Below are 15,901 nucleotides of genomic sequence, written 5' to 3'. Positions count from 1 at the left end.
CGTTGACATTTGGCGCTGAGCTGGCGTCAGATTGAGCCCGCAAGCGATTCGAGTGGTATGTAAACGTCTACATAAAAATAATCAAAGTGCCCTTTGTTCGTCAGGGGGCCAGGGAGGTGGCGAATGGCAACGCAACTCGAAGGTAAAGTGGCAGCGGTCACAGGCGCTGCGTCGGGAATAGGCCTGGCATCGGCCGAGGCGATGGTGGCAGCGGGTGCCAGGGTGGTCATGATCGACCGGGATGAAGCCGCCTTGGCCAGCGCGTGTGAACGCCTGGGGGAGGCGGCCATGCCGTTGGTGATCGACCTGCTGGTGCCTGAGCGCTGTGCAACGCTGCTGCCGGGTGTGCTGGCGAAGGCCGGCCAGCTCGACATTCTGTATGCCAACGCCGGTTGCTACGTGGGCGGTGATCTGGTTGATGCGGATGTGGCGGCCATCGACCGCATGCTGAACCTCAACGTCAATGCCGTGATCAAGAATGTGCATGATGTGTTGCCGCACATGATCGAGAGGGGGACGGGCGACATTCTGGTCACAGGCTCGGTGGCCGGGCATTTTCCGGTTCCCTGGGAGCCGGTGTACTCGGCCTCCAAGTGGGCGGTCAACTGCTTCGTGCAGACGGTGCGCCGCCAGGTCAAGGCTCACGGTATCCGTGTCGGCGCCGTGTCGCCTGGCCCGGTCAGCAGTGCACTGCTGGCCGATTGGCCGGAAGAAAACCTGAAAAAGGCCAAGGCTAGCGGTAGCCTGATCGAACCATCCGACATAGCCGATGCGGTCATGTACATGCTCACGCGCCCGCGTAACGTGACGATTCGGGACATGATCGTGCTGCCTTCGGCATTTGATATGTAACGGTTGCACTCAACATCAACCGCTGCAGGCGTGATCTTGTCGAGGCAGCCTGCAGCGTAAGTTGGTCTGCGGTGTGTCTTATTTCAAAGCACTACCGAAACCCGCTGCTGGATTGGATGGCGGCCTATCTTCGAATGCGACTTGGATCCAATACTCCGGTTCTGTATCATCCGGCCGCCATCAGAATGATGGCCGATGATTATTTAAAGGACTGAAGTAATGAAAAAGCTGTTCAAGGCCACCGTAGCCGTTGCTGTCGTTTCGGGCGTTGCCCTGCTGTCCGGTTGCACTGGCCAAGTTTACAACCAGCAGAAAAACTGCTCGTACGACTACCTGTTCCACCCATCGGTTTCCATCTCCAAGGTCATCGGTGGCTGCGGCCCGATCGATAAACTGCCTCAGCCGCAGTAAGCTTGGCGATACCCTGATCGCGTCACCTGTGACCTGATCCAAAGCCCCCAGTCATGCATATGGCTGGGGGCTTTTGTTTGTCTGGCGTGACAACCTGCCGCTGGGACAACCTGCCGCCTTGCTTGTACGCCCGCAATTTGTTTGTGCTGGCATTTCAGATACAATCAGCGAAACGATTCAGCCCTGTCGGTCAATACGACAAAAGCCTGGGTCGTTTTCTGGTTCTTTAAGCCGCTGAACAATGATCACAAAAAGCCTGCGCACAAGAACACGAAGCACCTGGGCCAGCCACAGGCCCGTCCTCCGTTCTACAGACTGGAATTGATCAATGTTCAAGAAAGCTGGCAAGACCTTGCTGGGTCTGGCTGTCGCTGCGAGCTTCATGCAAGCGCACGCCGCAGAAACCAAGAAAGTCGATGTGCTGCTGGTCGGCGGCGGCATCATGAGCTCCACCCTGGCCGTGTGGCTGCACGAGCTGGAGCCAAGCTGGTCGATGGAGATGGTCGAGCGCCTGGATGGCGTCGCCGAAGAAAGCTCCAACGGCTGGAACAACGCCGGCACCGGCCACTCCGCGCTGGCTGAGCTGAACTACACCCCGGAAGATAAAGACGGCAACGTCAACATCACCAAGGCCATCGAAATCAACGAAGCCTTCCAGATCTCCCGCCAGTTCTGGTCGTGGCAGGTCCGTCAGGGCGTGCTGAAGAACCCGCATTCGTTCATCAACACCACCCCGCACATGAGCTTCGTGTGGGGCGATGACAACATCAAGTTCCTCAAGAAGCGTTATGACGCGCTGCAGGCAAGCCCGCTGTTCCGCTCGATGCAGTACTCCGAGGACCACGCGCAGATCGCCAAGTGGGTCCCGCTGATGATGGAAGGCCGCGACCCGAACCAGAAGCTGGCGGTGACCTGGACGCCACTGGGCACCGACGTGAACTTCGGTGAAATCACCCGCCAGTTCGTCGGCCACCTGAAGACCCAGGACAACTTCACCCTGAAGCTGTCCAGCGAAGTCCAGGACATCACCCGCAACGAGGACGGCTCCTGGCACGTCGAGTACAAGAACCTGAAGGACGGTACCGAGTCGGCCACCGACGCCAAGTTCCTGTTCATCGGTGCCGGCGGCGGCGCGCTGAAGCTGCTGCAGAAGTCGGGCATTCCTGAAGCCAAGGAATACGCAGGCTTCCCGGTCGGCGGTTCGTTCCTGGTGACAGAGAACCCGACCATCGCCATGCAGCACATGGCCAAGGCCTATGGCATCGCCTCGACCGGCGCGCCACCCATGTCGGTACCGCACCTGGACACCCGTGTGCTGGACGGCAAGCGCGTGATCCTGTTCGGGCCATTCGCCACCTTCTCGACCAAGTTCCTGAAGAACGGTTCGTACCTGGACCTGCTCAGCAGCACCACCATGCACAACGTGTGGCCAATGACCAAGGTCGGCATCGAGCAGTACCCGCTGGTCGAGTACCTCGCTGGCCAGCTGATGCTGTCGGACGACGACCGCTTCGAAGCGCTGCGCACCTACTTCCCGAACGCCAAGAAGGAAGACTGGAAGCTGTGGCAGGCCGGTCAGCGCGTGCAGATCATCAAGCGTGACGCAGACAAGGGCGGCGTGCTGAAGCTGGGTACCGAAGTGGTGGCCTCGCAAGACCGCACCATCGCCGGCCTGCTGGGCGCATCGCCAGGCGCCTCGACCGCCGCGCCGATCATGCTGAACGTGCTGGAAACCGTGTTCAAGGACAAGGTCGCCACCCCGCAATGGCAAGCCAAGATCAAAGAGATCGTGCCTAGCTACGGCACCAAGCTCAACGATTCGGCAGCGGCCACGCAGAAAGAGTGGAACTACACCGCTGAAGTCCTGCAGCTGGAGAAGCCGCCGGTCATCGACCAGAGCGTCGGTACCAGCACGGGTGCTAGCCAGCCGGTTGAGAGCAAGCCAGAGAACGACATGGCGCTGTAAGCGTCAGCGTTGTGATCGAAAGCCACGGGGGTGACCTCGTGGTTTTTTTTTGCTTGTCCCGGCACCCACAGCCAACTCTGGCTCACCGCTGACGCAAAATGCACTCCAGCAAACCGGGGAAGCGTGCATCGAGCATTTCGCTGCGCAGTGAGTTCATATGGGTAGTGCCCACATTGCGCGTTTGCACCAGCCCCGCATCGCGCAACACGCGAAAATGATGGGACATGCTGGACTTCGGCCGGCCGCCGTCCAGCTCGCCGCAGCTGGCTTCCGCCACGCCTGCCAGGTGGCGCACGATTTCCATGCGTACAGGGTCGCTCAGCGCATACAGCAGGCGCTCGAGGATCAGGTCTTCAGGGGTGGGATGTTTGTAGGCTCGCATGGGCGTCATGATAACGGGGGTTTCATTAATTGCCATAGTTCGATTATGATCGAACTATCGTATTCAGATGAACCCGGAGTTCTCCATGTCCGCACTGTTCGAACCCTATACCCTCAAAGACGTCACCTTGCGCAACCGCATCGCCATTCCGCCGATGTGCCAGTACATGGCCGAGGACGGCATGATCAACGATTGGCACCAGGTGCATTACGCCGGCCTGGCCCGTGGTGGCGCCGGCCTGCTGGTGGTCGAAGCCACTGCGGTGGCGCCGCAAGGGCGTATCACCCCCGGTTGCGCCGGTATCTGGAGCGACGCCCATGCCCAGGCCTTTGTGCCGGTGGTGCAGGCGATCAAGGCTGCAGGCTCGGTGCCGGGCATCCAGATCGCCCACGCGGGGCGCAAGGCCAGTGCCAACCGCCCGTGGGAAGGTGACGACCATATCGCCGCGGATGACGCGCGAGGCTGGGACACCATCGCCCCGTCGGCCATCGCCTTCGGCGCCCACTTGCCGAAAGTGCCGCGTGAAATGACCCTGGACGACATTGCCCGGGTCAAGCAGGACTTCGTCGATGCCGCACGTCGAGCGCGTGATGCGGGCTTTGAATGGATCGAACTGCACTTCGCTCACGGCTACCTGGGGCAGAGCTTCTTCTCCGAGCACTCCAACCAGCGCACCGATGCCTACGGTGGCAGCTTCGAGAACCGCAGCCGCTTCCTGCTGGAAACCCTGGCAGCCGTGCGCGAGGTGTGGCCGGAAAACCTGCCGCTGACCGCCCGCTTTGGCGTGCTGGAATACGATGGCCGTGATGAGCAGACGCTGGAAGAGTCCATCGAGTTGGCCCGCCTGTTCAAGGCGGGTGGCCTGGACCTGCTCAGTGTCAGCGTCGGCTTCACCATCCCGGACACCAACATTCCATGGGGCCCTGCCTTCATGGGGCCGATCGCTGAGCGTGTGCGTCGTGAGGCAGGTTTGCCAGTGACTTCAGCGTGGGGCTTCGGTACCCCGCAGTTGGCGGAAGGGGCGTTGAAGGCCAATCAGCTCGACCTGGTGTCGGTGGGGCGTGCGCACCTGGCCGACCCGCACTGGGCGTATTTTGCGGCCAAGGAACTGGGCGTCGATAAAGCCTCGTGGACTTTGCCTGCGCCTTACGCGCACTGGCTTGAGCGTTATCGCTGATTCCTGGAGGGGCCGCACAGCGGCCCCGGCTCAAAACCGATCCAACCGGTAACCCTTCAACTCGGCACGAAGCTCCCGTTCAGCCAACCCCGCCACCCATTCCGCTGTCACCGCCGCCTGGGTCAACCCCAGGTGCTGATGCCCAAACGCTAGCAGCACGCGCCCATCACACACCCGGTCGATCACCGGCAGCGAGTCCGGCAGCGAAGGCCGCAAGCCCATCCACGGCGTCGCCCCTTCGGCATTCAGTTCACGCTGGAACAAACCCTTGCTCAACCGGTGCAACTGCCACGCCCGCTGCATGCTTGGCGGTGCATCGAGACCGGCGAACTCCACCGTGCCAGCCAGGCGCAAGCCCTCGGCCATTGGCGTCATGATGAACTTGCGCTCCAGCGATGTGACGGCGAATGGCAAGCGCTGCTGCTCGCCAGGCAGCATCAGGTGATAGCCACGCTCGGTGTCCAGAGGGACTCGTTTGCCGGTCAGAGCCGTGGTCAGTTGCGCTGAGTGCGCGCCGCAACTGATTAGCACCTGGCGCGCATGGAACGTACCTTGGCCGGTGTTGAGCTGCACGCCATTGCCATTCAGTTGTCCGCCATCGACCTGCGCCTGGACGAAGCGCACGCCACAGGCCTTGGCTGCTTCGAACAACTCGATGACCACGCGGTAAGGGTCGATGAAATGCCCGGTACGGGGGAAAAACAAGCCGCCCAAGATCGACGAGGTCAACTCTGGCGCAGCGGCGCGCACCGTGTCGGCCGACCAGAATTCAGCCGGCACCGCCTGCTGTTGCATGCGTGCCTGCAACGCCTCCAGTGCCGGGCGCGACTCGGCGCGCTCGAACACCAGCAACGAGCCGTCCTCCTTGAACAGCTCGCTGCGCCCGATGGAGCCGAGCAAACGCTGCCAGGCGCCCAGGCTGCCTTCGTTCAGTGCACGGATGCCGGCCACGCTGCGCTGGAACGGCTCCGGGCGCAGGTTGAGCAGCAGCCGGGTGAACCAGGGCAACGCCTTGGGCAGGTACTTCCAGTCCAGCCGCAGGGGCCCCATCGGGTCCAGCAGCATGCGCGGCAGGCGCTTGAGGATCGACAGGTCGGCAATCGGGAACACCTGCTCGGTAGCCAGGTGTCCGGCATTGCCGTAGGAGGCGCCGTGGCCCGGCGGTTGGCGGTCGATCAGCAGCACGCGACGGCCCTGGCGGGCCAGTTGCAGGGCGCAGGCGACACCGACAATGCCGGCGCCGACCACAGCGATATCGGTCTGGGAGGGGGCGTGGGCCATGATTCAGTGTTCCCGCTTGCCGTCGAGCAAGCGCCGCACCTGCAGCGGGTTTGCGTGCTTCAGCGCCTGCGGCAGCAAGGCATCGGGGAAGTCCTGATAGCACACCGGCCGCAGAAAACGCAGGATCGCAGCAGTGCCCACCGAGGTGCTGCGCGCATCGGACGTTGCCGGGAACGGCCCGCCGTGGACCATCGCATCGCATACCTCAACCCCGGTCGGCCAGCCATTGACCAGCAGGCGCCCGGCCTTGCGTTCGAGGGTCGGCAGCAGGCTGCGGGCGCTGTCGAGGTCGGCATCGTCCAGGTGCAGGGTCGCGGTCAGTTGGCCCTCCAGGTGCTCGGCCACCTGGCGCACTTGTTCATCGCTGTCGCAGGCCACCACCAACGAAGCGGCGCCAAACACCTCGGCCTGCAAGCCCGGGTCGGCGAGAAACGCGCTGGCCTGGGTGACGAACAGCTGAGCCTGGCACTGGTTCGGGCCTTGCGGGGGTTGGCCGCAGGCCGCGACCTTGGCATTGCTGTTTTCGGTCATGGCGCCCACACCCGCTGCGTAGGCATTGAAAATGCCCGGGGTCAGCATGGTCTGCGCCGCTGCATGGCGTACTTGCTCGCTGGCGGCGGCGATAAAACGCTGCAGTGCCGGGCCTTGGCGGGCGACTATCAGGCCGGGGTTGGTGCAGAACTGCCCGGCGCCCTGGGTCAACGAGGCAACGAAACCTTGGGCCAGTACCTCACCACGCGCCTGCAAGGCTGCGTCGAACAGGAACACCGGGTTGATCGAGCTCATCTCGGCATACACCGGGATCGGTTCCGGGCGCGCCTGAGCCGCGTGGCACAGGGCCAAACCGCCGCTGCGCGAACCGGTGAAGCCAACGGCCTTGATCCGCGGGTCGCTGACTAGGGCGATGCCCACTTCACGCCCAGCACCATACAACAGCGAGAAGACGCCCTCTGGCAGGCCACACAGTTGGACGGCGCGAGCGACGGCCTGGCCGACCAGCTCACTGGTGCCCGGGTGCGCGCCGTGTGCCTTGACCACCACCGGGCAGCCGGCGGCCAGGGCCGAGGCGGTGTCGCCACCGGCCACCGAGAAGGCCAGGGGGAAGTTGCTGGCGCCAAACACCGCTACCGGCCCCAAGGCCACCTGGCGCTGGCGCAGGTCGGCGCGCGGCAGGGGCTGGCGCTGTGGTTGGGCGGCATCGACGCGCACATCCAGCCATTCACCACTGCGCACCACGCGGGCGAAGGTGCGCAGTTGGCCACAGGTACGGCCCCGTTCGCCCAGGATACGTGCCTTGGGCAGGCCACTTTCGGCCACGGCACGGCCGATCAAGGCATCGCCCAGCGCTTCTATCTGCTGGGCGATGGTTTCGAGAAAGATTGCGCGTTGCTCCAGTGAGGTTTCGCGGTAGGCGTCGAACGCAGCCCAGGCCAGTTCGCAGGCGTGGGCCACGTGTTCCCCGGTACCGCCGGCATAGGCGGGTTCCAGGGGCTGGTTGGTAGCCGGGTCGATGGCGCGGATCGCTTCGCGGCTGCCGGGTACGGGGCGTTGGCCGATCAGCAGTTTGCCTGTCAGGGGCATGGAGCCTCCTTCATAGTCGGGTTCTGGGTCGGGGCTGCCAAGCAGCCCCAGGGTTCAGGCCAGGTTCTGCTCGGCCGACCAGCTGGAGTACCACGTGCGGAACAGCGCGTACTGCTGTTCGGCGTAGTTGCGCTGGGCGTCGGTGAGCGCATCGGTTTCGTTGAAGTGCAGGCTGTATTCGCGGTCGCCGTTGAGCACCATCAGGTGTTTGTAATACAGCACCAGGTCGCAGCCCTCATCGAACGACGACAGCACCGCCAATGCCGACTCCAGCTCGCGTGCCAGGCGGCGGGCCCTGGCGTCACCCTTGGCCGCTTGCTTGCTCAGGCTCACCAGTTGCAGCACTTCACGCGGCAGGGCATTGCCGATGCCGGTAATGGCGCCGGTGGCGTTGCAGTTGACGAAACCATGGACTACCTGGGTATCCACGCCGACCATCAGGGTCACATCGTCGTCTTTGGAGGTGATGTGCTCGGCGGCGTAGCGCAGGTCGGCACCACCACCGAACTCCTTGAAACCGATCAGGTTCGGGTAGTCGCGGCGCAGTTCGAAGAACAGGTCGGCACGGGTGGCAAAGCCGTAGTAGGGGCTGTTGTAGATGACTGCAGGCAGCTTCGGCGCCGCTTGCAGGATCGCGGCGAAGTGGTGCTTTTGGGCGATCAGGGAGGCGCCACGCGACAGCACGCGGGGGATGACCATCAGGCCGGCGGCGCCGACCTTGGCGGCATGGGCTGCATGGGCCACGGCTTCACGGGTGTTCACCGCGCCGGTGCCGACGATGGTCGGGATGCCGGCGGCAACCAGGCGCGCCACGCCCTCCTGGCGCTCGGCTTCGGTCAGCAGCGGCCAGTCGCCCATCGAGCCGCAGTAGACCACGGCGCTCATGCCGGCCTCGATCAGCTCGCGCCCTTTGCGCACAAGGGCGTCGAAGTCTGGTTTGCGCTCGGCGGTGCAGGGTGTCATCAGGGCAGGCATGCAGCCGGTGAAAATATTGTCGCTCATGGGTATCACTCCTTGCAGTATTCAGTCTGGGTTGCGAAGAAAATGGCCTGGGCAGTCAGATGCCCCAGGCGAAAGGGTCTTGTTCGTCGATCAGCAGGGTACTGTCGGCGGTCATGTAGGCGCGGCCGGTGATGAACGGGCGAATATGCTCACCTTCGCGCTCGTAGCGGCCGTGGAACTGGCTGCCGGTAATGCTGGCCTGGACCCAGGTCTGGCCTTCGGCGAGCTTGCCGTCGGCGGCCAGGCAGGCCAGCTTGGCGCTGGTGCCGGTGCCGCAGGGCGAGCGGTCATAGGCCTTGCCGGGGCACATGACGAAGTTGCGGCTGTCGGCATCAGGGTCGGCGGCAAACAGCTCGATATGGTCGATGGGGGCGCTGTGCTCGCCGGTGATGCCTTGGGCCTCCAAGGCCTTGAGCATCGCCCAGGTGAACGCGGTGAGAGCTTCGCGGTTGTCCAGCTCGATGCGCTGGCCGTGCTCTGAAACCAGGAAGAACCAGTTGCCGCCCCAGGCGATGTCGCCGTGCACCACGCCATGGCCTGGCACGTCCACCGACACCTGCCGGCGGTAGCGATAGGACGGCACGTTGCCGACGGTGACCGCGCCGTCCTCGTGCAGGGTGGCGCTGACCTGGCCGACCGGCGTGTCGATTTTGTGCACGCCCGGCTGGATCAGCCCCAGGTGCCGTAGCGAGGCGACCAGCCCGATGGTGCCGTGGCCACACATGTTCAGGTACCCGGCATTGTTGAAAAAGATCACCCCACAAGTGGCGTCTTCCGACACCGGGGCGCAGTACAGCGCACCGACCAGCACATCGTTGCCGCGTGGCTCCAGCAGGCAGGCGCGGCGCCAGTGGTCGTGCAGCTCGCGCAACTCATCGCGCTGCTCGGCCATGCTGCGGCCATTGAGTTGCGGGAAGCCATTCATTACCAGGCGGGTCGGTTCGCCGCCGGTGTGCGAGTCGATGACGTGAACGTGTTTCATGGGCATGTCCATTCTCTAGTGAGCCTGCTTTTGTGCTGGTTGTGCCGGCGACAGGGCCAGTAGCCTTCAGGAGGCCAGTGCAGCCGGGCGAGTGGCGGCCTGGGCCTCGTGGCTTGTTTCGCTTTCGTCTTCGCCTTCCAGGCGCATCAGGTGGGCCGGCACGCCGGTGGCAGCACCCCAGTAGTAGATGCCCAGCGCGCAGGCCGCGACGACCACGGTATCGAACGGGTGGCCGATCACGCCTAGGCCGCCGAAACTGCCCAGCCAGGAAAGCAGGATGGTCACCGCGTAAAAGCCGATCAGCCAGGCGCTGGAGCGCACCTGCTGGGCCAGCGACAGGTGCTGGGTCGGCACGAAGCGGCCGCACAGCAGGTACAGCACGAACATCACGATCTGCAGGGCCAGTAGCCACGACACGGTGTTCCAGCCGGACCAGTAGACGATCAGCGCGGCGATGATGAACGACAGCGGGCCCAGCACGCCCATGCCCTTGACCCGGAACGGGCGTGGCATATCTGGCGCATTGCGGCGCAGGGCAGCGACGGTGACCGGCGCTACCGCATAGCTCAGCACCAGGGCTGCAGACACCACGTTGATCAGCGCTTCCCAGGACGGAAAGGGCAGGGTCCAGAACACTGACAGGCCGAAGGTCAGCCACAGCGCCGGGCGTGGGATGCCCGATTGCTCGTCGATGCGGGTGAAATACTTGAAGAAGGTGCCGGTCTGGGCCCAGCCATAGATCACCCGCGGGGTGGCGTTCATGTAGATGTTGCCGCAGCCGCTGGGCGAGATCACCGCATCGGCCACCACCAGGTAGGCCAGCCAGCCTACGCCCAGGGCCAAGGCGATGTCACGGTAGGGCAGGGCCAGTTCCTTTGTCACCGAAGCCCAGCCGTTGGTCAGCATTTCGGTCGGCACGCTGCCAAGGAAGGCCAGTTGCAGCAGGGCATAGATCGCGGTGGACAGCAGTACGGAGAGGATCAGCGCGATGGGTATGGTGCGCTGTGGGTTCTTGACTTCGCTTGCCACCGAGATGATTGGTGTCAGGCCCAGGTAAGCGAAGATGATGCCGCCAGCCGAGACGGCCATTTCCACACCGGACATGCCGAAGGGGGCGAAGCCCTGGACCTCGAAGTTCTCTGGCTTGAAGAAGGTGAACAGCACACCGATCACCAGCAGCGGCACGATGAACTTGAACACGCTGACCAGGTTGTTGGCCTTGGCGAAGGTCTTGACGCTGCGGTAGTTGAGCAGGAAGAACAGCCCCAGCAGCGCAAACTGCACTAACCAGCCGAGCACGGTGGGGTCGCTGGAGCCGGCCTTGGTCAGGCCAGGGAACCAGGCCGCGGCGTACTGGCGTGATGCGACCACTTCGATGGCGATCAGGCTGGAGAAGGCGATCAGGGTGATGAAGCCCATCAGGTAGCCGAGCAGTGGGCCGTGCGAGTACACCGGGTAGCGCACCACACCCCCGGCGCGTGGCAGCGCGGCGCCGAGCTCGCAGTAAACGATGCCCAGTAGCAGTACGGCGAAGCCGCCGAGAAACCAGGAGAGGATGCCGGCCGGCCCGGCAATGGCCGAGACGTGGCTGGCGGCGAACAGCCAGCCGGAGCCGAAGATGGCGCCGAGGCCGATGAAGGTGAGGTCCAGCAATGACAGCTGTTTCTTGAATTTGCCTGACATGGGGTCGCCTTTTTGTAGGTTTTGGATAGGCAGGTCTGATGTCACCAGGTGCGGCTTTTGGGGCCGCGCTCTTGTAGGTCTTGGGCGGCTTGCGTGGGAACTAGAGTGGACCGAACGGGGCCACGGTTCTTGATGGTTTTCTGCAGGGCAGATGACGAAATCGGCACAATTGCAGAAAAGACTGGCGCGCCGGTCGCCAGGCTGGATAGGCTGGAGGCCCTGCTGTACAAGGGTTTGAGAGTTTTGCCGGCGATGGCGCCGGTGCAGACACTAGAGAATTGACTGATGGCCGACGCCACCCTGGCAGCCCTGTACCAGAACTTGGACCAGCACCGCCCCGCCAGCCTTCAGGCACTGCTCGCCGGGGTATCCCTGCTGTTGCCGATCCTCGATGCCATCCCCAACGCCGCGATCTTCATCAAGGATCCGGATGCCCGCTATGTGCTGGCCAACAACACCCTGGTTCAGCGCTGCGGCCTCAAGCGCCTGCAACCACTGTTGGGCAAGACCAGCGCCGAAGTCTTCCCGGCGCAACTGGGCCCCGGTTATACCGAGCAGGACCGTCGTGTGCTCAAGGATGGCCTGGTGCTGGAAGACCAGCTCGAGCTGCACCTGTACGGCAGCCGTGAACCGGGCTGGTGCCTGACGCACAAGCGCCCGCTGTACAACCAGGCGGGCGAGATCCTCGGCTTGGTCGGCATTTCGGTCGACCTGCAATCAGCCGCCGACAGCCACCCCGCCTATCAACGCCTGGCCGCGGTGGATGAGCACATTCGCAAGCACTTTCACCAGCCGATCAGCATGGGCGAGCTCACCCGCATCGCCGGTATTTCCGTGGCCCAGCTGGAGCGCTACTGCAAGCGGGTGTTCCACCTCACGCCCCGGCAGATGATCCACAAGGCACGCCTGGAGCACGCCCGTCGTCTGTTGCATTCGGAGCTGCCCATCACCGACGTGGCGATGTGCTGCGGCTACACTGACCACAGCGCCTTCAGCCGCCAGTTCAAGCAACTGACCGGCTTTACGCCGCGCCAATATCGGTTGGTTCGGTGTAATGAAACACAGGGAAGAGATGCCGGCGCTAAACTACGTTGGGTAGGAAGGTAGGTATTATTCTCAAGTATTTTATTGTTGGAAGCGACGGTGCGGAGGATAACTGATGGTCAATAATAGAGTGTCTAGCAGTCGGGTGCACAATACCAAACGAGACGCGCTGTTTGTGAGTTTCGCGCGATCTTATTGTCCGTACGGTTATCTCAGAGTTGCGCAGCCTAGCACTGGGTTTGTGGCGTTTAATGGTGAATGGTGTGGTCTTGTTGCGGGCGGATACTTGCTCGGTAATGGTCATCGATTGCTGAATACGCAGATAATGAGGTTTGGCAGCCCAGACTTGCTAAGCCCTTTCGGACGAGGAGGCATCAATGCTTATAGTTTTTGTTCCGGAGATCCTATAAATAATACAGACCCGAGTGGGCGCTTCGCCCTGTCCATGATAAAACCCCTGAAGCGTCTCCAGCATGGAGTCAAGGCCATCCCGCGAATAGCAGCTAGTGAACGTCTTAATTTCAAGAGTCAGCAAAAAACGAAGGTCAGTGTTTTTAGTCAGTATCCCAAATTGAGTAATCGGAAATTATCCAAGTTTGGAACGGAGTTCGAGCAATTTCAAGAAGCCTCTGCAGATCAAGGTTTTAAGCCGATTGTTATTAACAGTAAAAGCGATCTTAAATATGTGTCGGGCTATCACTCAAGGCGATTTGTATTAACAGATCGAGGGGAGCTTCTGGTCGATGGATCGGCTGATTTGAACCGACATGGTATGAATCATGCCATACTGGCAACGTACGGTTCCAAAGGGGGCGGCGTGATTGCAGCAGGTATGATTGCAGCCCCAAAGAGTGGTCACGTTATGCTTTGGAATGATTCAGGGCATTACCATCCCAACTTCTCTACACTCTTCCCTGTGGAGTTCAAGCTGACTGGCATGGGGGTTGAGGTAGAAAGGATCAGAGTATTGGCGAGTCTCGGCTAACTTAATGATAAACAAATCGGTTTTAGCTATGGATTATGCATAACTATTCGGGCCTCTGCGAAGCACTGTTCGGCTATTGACGAGCGCGGCTCGCTGCGGCGCAGCAGCAGGCCGACCGGGCTGTGGATGGCGGCGTCGGCCACCGGTACGATGCGCAGGTGCTCGCTGAGGTCTTCCAAGCCACAGTCCAGCGGCATGATCGCGCAGCACATGCCGGTGTTGATGGCCTGGATCAGCTGGAAGGTTGAGTCGCTTTCCAGCACCGCATGCTGCTCCAGGCCACGGCTGCGGAAGCTCAGGTCCAACGATTGGCGGTAGTGCATGCCTTTGCTTAGCAAGCCCAGCGGTATATCGCTGAGTGAATCCCAGCGCAGCGGGTCGCCGGCAAACTGGAAGTGCCGGGTGTCGTGCAGCAGGCCCATGGTGGTCGTGCCCAGTTCGATCACTTCGAAAAAGCTGGTGTTGACCTGGTCCATGTAGCAGATACCCAGGTCGAGTTGGTTGCGGCTGAGCCCGTCGATGACTTGCTCCGAGCTCAGCGAGCTGAGCTGAAACTGCAGCTCGGGGTATTTTTCGCGCAGCGGCAGCAGCAGCTGCATGGGGTTGAAGCTGGCCAGCGGCACGGTGCCCAGGCGCAAGCTACCAACCACTTGGCCGCGGCAGCTGGCTGCCTCGGCCTGCAGGCCATCATGGGCGGCGAGCAGGGTGCGGGCCCAGGCCAGGATGCGCTCGCCGGCTTCGGTGAAGCCCTCGAAGCGCTGGCCGCGTTTGACCAGCACCAGTTCCAGTTCGTCTTCCAGGTTGCGCAGGCGCATGGACAGGGTCGGCTGGGTGATATGGCACAGCGCCGCAGCCTGGCCGAAGTGGCGGGTCTGGTCGAGGGCGATGAGGAACTTGAGCTGCTTGATGTCCATGGGAGTGCCTGGGGTCTGGTTGTGCTGACCTTAACCAAGTCAGCGATAGATGTCATTGATCGGGCGGTACGGCATATCGATTGGACGCGCTCTGGTCATGTCTCTAGCGTAACGACCATGCCATACAAGGAGCTTCACTGTGCGCGTTCAATCCGACGCGGTCTTCGTACCGCTCAATATCGCCGTACTGACGGTCAGCGACACCCGCACCTACGACAACGACACTTCGGGTGAGCTGCTCGCCAGCCGCCCGGTGCAGATCGGCCATCGCCTGGTCTCGCGTGCGCTGCTCAAGGACGACCTGTACAAGATCCGCGCCCAGGTGGCCACCTGGATTGCCGATGAGCAGGTGCAGGTGGTGCTGATCACCGGCGGCACCGGTTTCACCGGGCGGGATAGCACACCGGAAGCGGTGGAGTGCCTGTTCGATCGGCGTATCGACGGTTTCGGCGAGCTGTTCCGGGCGTTGTCCATTCTTGATGTCGGTACCTCGACCGTGCAGAGCCGGGCGTTGGCCGGCATGGCCAATGGCACTCTGGTGTGCTGCCTGCCAGGTTCTACCGGTGCCTGCCGCACGGCGTGGGAAGGCATCCTGGTGGAGCAGCTGGATGCGCGGCACCAGCCTTGTAATTTTGTGAAGCACCTTAAGCCCATCGCGCCCTGCGACACACGCGGTTGATCAGTTCCGGCCCTATCGCCAGCTTGCCGGCGATAGGGCCAGTCAGCTCAACACATGCTCCACCGGCTGCAGCGCCGGTGGCAGCGGCTCCACGCCCAAGGCCCCCAGCACATCCCGCTCGACCGTGCGCACCATGGCATCGGTCGGCAGGTCGTTCTCGTCTCGCCCGAACGGGTCTTCCAGTTCATTGCCGATCGCATCCAGCCCAAAGAAGGTGTACCCCACAATGGTGGTAAACAGCGGTGCCAGCCAGCCCAGCGGCTCGGCCAGCGCGAACGGCAGCAACAGGCAGAAGATGTAGATGGTCCGGTGCAGCAGCAGGGTATAGGGGAAGGGCAGCGGTGTGCCCTTGATCCGCTCGCAGGTGGCCTGTACCTCTGACAACCCGACCAGGCGTTGCTCCAATAGGCTATAGCGCCAGTCGCTGATCTGCTGCTGCTCGGCCAGGCGTGAGCAGCGGGCGCCAACTTCCTGCAAGATACCGTCGCAGACATTGTGCGGGCGGATCGCAGCGGGGTTGGCCAGCCACGGCCGGGCGGCGGCCACATCATCCTCATTGCGCAACCGGGCATTGAGCGCATGGGCAAAGCCGCACAGGCTGCGCAGCACCTCGGCGCGCAGCTTTTCATCGGCGATCACCACGCTCTCACGTATGAACGAGCGGGTCTCGATGATCATCTTCCCCCAGGCCTTGCGCCCCTCCCACCAACGGTCATAACAGGCATTGTTGCGAAAACTCATGAAGATCGACAGCGACAGGCCAAGCAGCGTGAAGGGGGTAGCGCTGACGGGGTAGAAAAACGCCGGGAAGTGGCGTTCGACCAGCACGATCAGGGCGGCGAGCAAGGTGACCATCAGGCAGCGCAAGGCAATGCGTTTGACGATCGAACCCTTGAGGGTGAACAGCACGCGCAACACATCGGGGCGAGAGTGAACGATCATGGAAGTCCAGAGACGGCCGG

At 62.5% G+C, this 15,901-nt stretch carries 15 protein-coding genes; 7 read left to right on the top strand and 8 right to left on the bottom strand.

Annotated elements, in window-relative coordinates:
• The first annotated feature begins 123 nt into the window (after positions 1-123).
• The 3 genes from ACMGF5_RS02495 (at position 124) to mqo (ending at position 3,229) form a co-directional block, all read left to right on the top strand.
• A complete protein-coding gene (locus ACMGF5_RS02495; RefSeq protein WP_046788000.1) occupies positions 124-852 on the top strand; it encodes an SDR family oxidoreductase in 729 nt (242 codons plus the stop codon).
• A gap of 219 nt (positions 853-1,071) precedes the next feature.
• Positions 1,072-1,263, top strand: a complete 192-nt coding sequence (locus ACMGF5_RS02490) for a DUF4223 family protein (protein WP_008097338.1) — start codon at positions 1,072-1,074, stop codon at positions 1,261-1,263.
• A gap of 328 nt (positions 1,264-1,591) precedes the next feature.
• Positions 1,592-3,229, top strand: coding sequence for a malate dehydrogenase (quinone) (gene mqo, locus ACMGF5_RS02485; RefSeq protein ID WP_046788001.1), 1,638 nt, complete (start codon positions 1,592-1,594; stop codon positions 3,227-3,229).
• 82 nt (positions 3,230-3,311) lie between these two features.
• On the opposite strand, the gene ACMGF5_RS02480 is transcribed toward mqo, so the two are convergent.
• Positions 3,312-3,647 (bottom strand): ArsR/SmtB family transcription factor, encoded by a 336-nt coding sequence (locus tag ACMGF5_RS02480; protein ID WP_012315737.1) that lies wholly within the window; start codon positions 3,645-3,647, stop codon positions 3,312-3,314.
• Positions 3,648-3,696: 49 nt separating this feature from the next.
• On the opposite strand from ACMGF5_RS02480, the gene xenA reads away from it, so the two are divergent.
• On the top strand, positions 3,697-4,788 hold the full coding sequence (gene xenA / locus ACMGF5_RS02475; protein ID WP_046788002.1) for a xenobiotic reductase XenA: 1,092 nt from the start codon (positions 3,697-3,699) through the stop codon (positions 4,786-4,788).
• A 30-nt stretch (positions 4,789-4,818) separates the two neighbouring features.
• Here xenA and ACMGF5_RS02470 read toward each other — a convergent pair whose 3' ends face one another.
• The 5 genes from ACMGF5_RS02470 to ACMGF5_RS02450 all read right to left on the bottom strand — a co-directional run bounded on the left by ACMGF5_RS02470 (position 4,819) and on the right by ACMGF5_RS02450 (position 11,317).
• Complete coding sequence (locus ACMGF5_RS02470; protein ID WP_115274076.1) at positions 4,819-6,069, bottom strand: NAD(P)/FAD-dependent oxidoreductase; 1,251 nt, start codon at positions 6,067-6,069, stop codon at positions 4,819-4,821.
• A 3-nt stretch (positions 6,070-6,072) separates the two neighbouring features.
• Positions 6,073-7,650: an aldehyde dehydrogenase (NADP(+)) gene (locus ACMGF5_RS02465; RefSeq protein ID WP_174142323.1), complete on the bottom strand. Its 1,578-nt coding sequence runs from the start codon at positions 7,648-7,650 to the stop codon at positions 6,073-6,075.
• Positions 7,651-7,704: 54 nt separating this feature from the next.
• Positions 7,705-8,652, bottom strand: coding sequence for a dihydrodipicolinate synthase family protein (locus ACMGF5_RS02460; RefSeq protein WP_174142322.1), 948 nt, complete (start codon positions 8,650-8,652; stop codon positions 7,705-7,707).
• A gap of 55 nt (positions 8,653-8,707) precedes the next feature.
• A complete protein-coding gene (locus ACMGF5_RS02455; RefSeq protein ID WP_414157551.1) occupies positions 8,708-9,634 on the bottom strand; it encodes a 4-hydroxyproline epimerase in 927 nt (308 codons plus the stop codon).
• Positions 9,635-9,700: 66 nt separating this feature from the next.
• Positions 9,701-11,317: an APC family permease gene (locus ACMGF5_RS02450; protein WP_414157550.1), complete on the bottom strand. Its 1,617-nt coding sequence runs from the start codon at positions 11,315-11,317 to the stop codon at positions 9,701-9,703.
• A gap of 285 nt (positions 11,318-11,602) precedes the next feature.
• Between ACMGF5_RS02450 and ACMGF5_RS02445 the strand changes: the two genes are divergently transcribed.
• Both ACMGF5_RS02445 and ACMGF5_RS02440 read left to right on the top strand, forming a co-directional pair.
• Positions 11,603-12,424, top strand: coding sequence for a helix-turn-helix domain-containing protein (locus ACMGF5_RS02445; RefSeq protein ID WP_414157549.1), 822 nt, complete (start codon positions 11,603-11,605; stop codon positions 12,422-12,424).
• Between the two features lie 52 nt (positions 12,425-12,476).
• Positions 12,477-13,346 carry an RHS repeat-associated core domain-containing protein gene (locus tag ACMGF5_RS02440; protein WP_281869089.1) on the top strand — a complete coding sequence of 290 codons (870 nt, stop codon included), beginning with the start codon at positions 12,477-12,479 and terminating at the stop codon, positions 13,344-13,346.
• 26 nt (positions 13,347-13,372) lie between these two features.
• Here ACMGF5_RS02440 and ACMGF5_RS02435 read toward each other — a convergent pair whose 3' ends face one another.
• Complete coding sequence (locus tag ACMGF5_RS02435) at positions 13,373-14,260, bottom strand: LysR family transcriptional regulator (protein WP_125925093.1); 888 nt, start codon at positions 14,258-14,260, stop codon at positions 13,373-13,375.
• A 139-nt stretch (positions 14,261-14,399) separates the two neighbouring features.
• On the opposite strand from ACMGF5_RS02435, the gene moaB reads away from it, so the two are divergent.
• The gene (gene moaB, locus ACMGF5_RS02430) at positions 14,400-14,939 is read left to right on the top strand and encodes a molybdenum cofactor biosynthesis protein B (RefSeq protein ID WP_115274082.1); all 540 of its coding nucleotides are present in this window, start codon (positions 14,400-14,402) and stop codon (positions 14,937-14,939) included.
• A gap of 42 nt (positions 14,940-14,981) precedes the next feature.
• Here the strand turns inward: moaB and ACMGF5_RS02425 are convergent, their stop codons facing one another.
• On the bottom strand, positions 14,982-15,881 hold the full coding sequence (locus ACMGF5_RS02425) for a bestrophin family protein (RefSeq protein ID WP_414157548.1): 900 nt from the start codon (positions 15,879-15,881) through the stop codon (positions 14,982-14,984).
• Positions 15,882-15,901 lie beyond the last annotated feature (20 nt).

The sequence above is a fragment of the Pseudomonas sp. BNK-15 genome (assembly GCF_047456105.1).
Classification (GTDB): domain Bacteria; phylum Pseudomonadota; class Gammaproteobacteria; order Pseudomonadales; family Pseudomonadaceae; genus Aquipseudomonas; species Aquipseudomonas putida_E.
The sequence above is the reverse complement of the archived record's forward strand: the minus strand, read 5'-3'. Positions and strand labels throughout refer to the sequence as shown.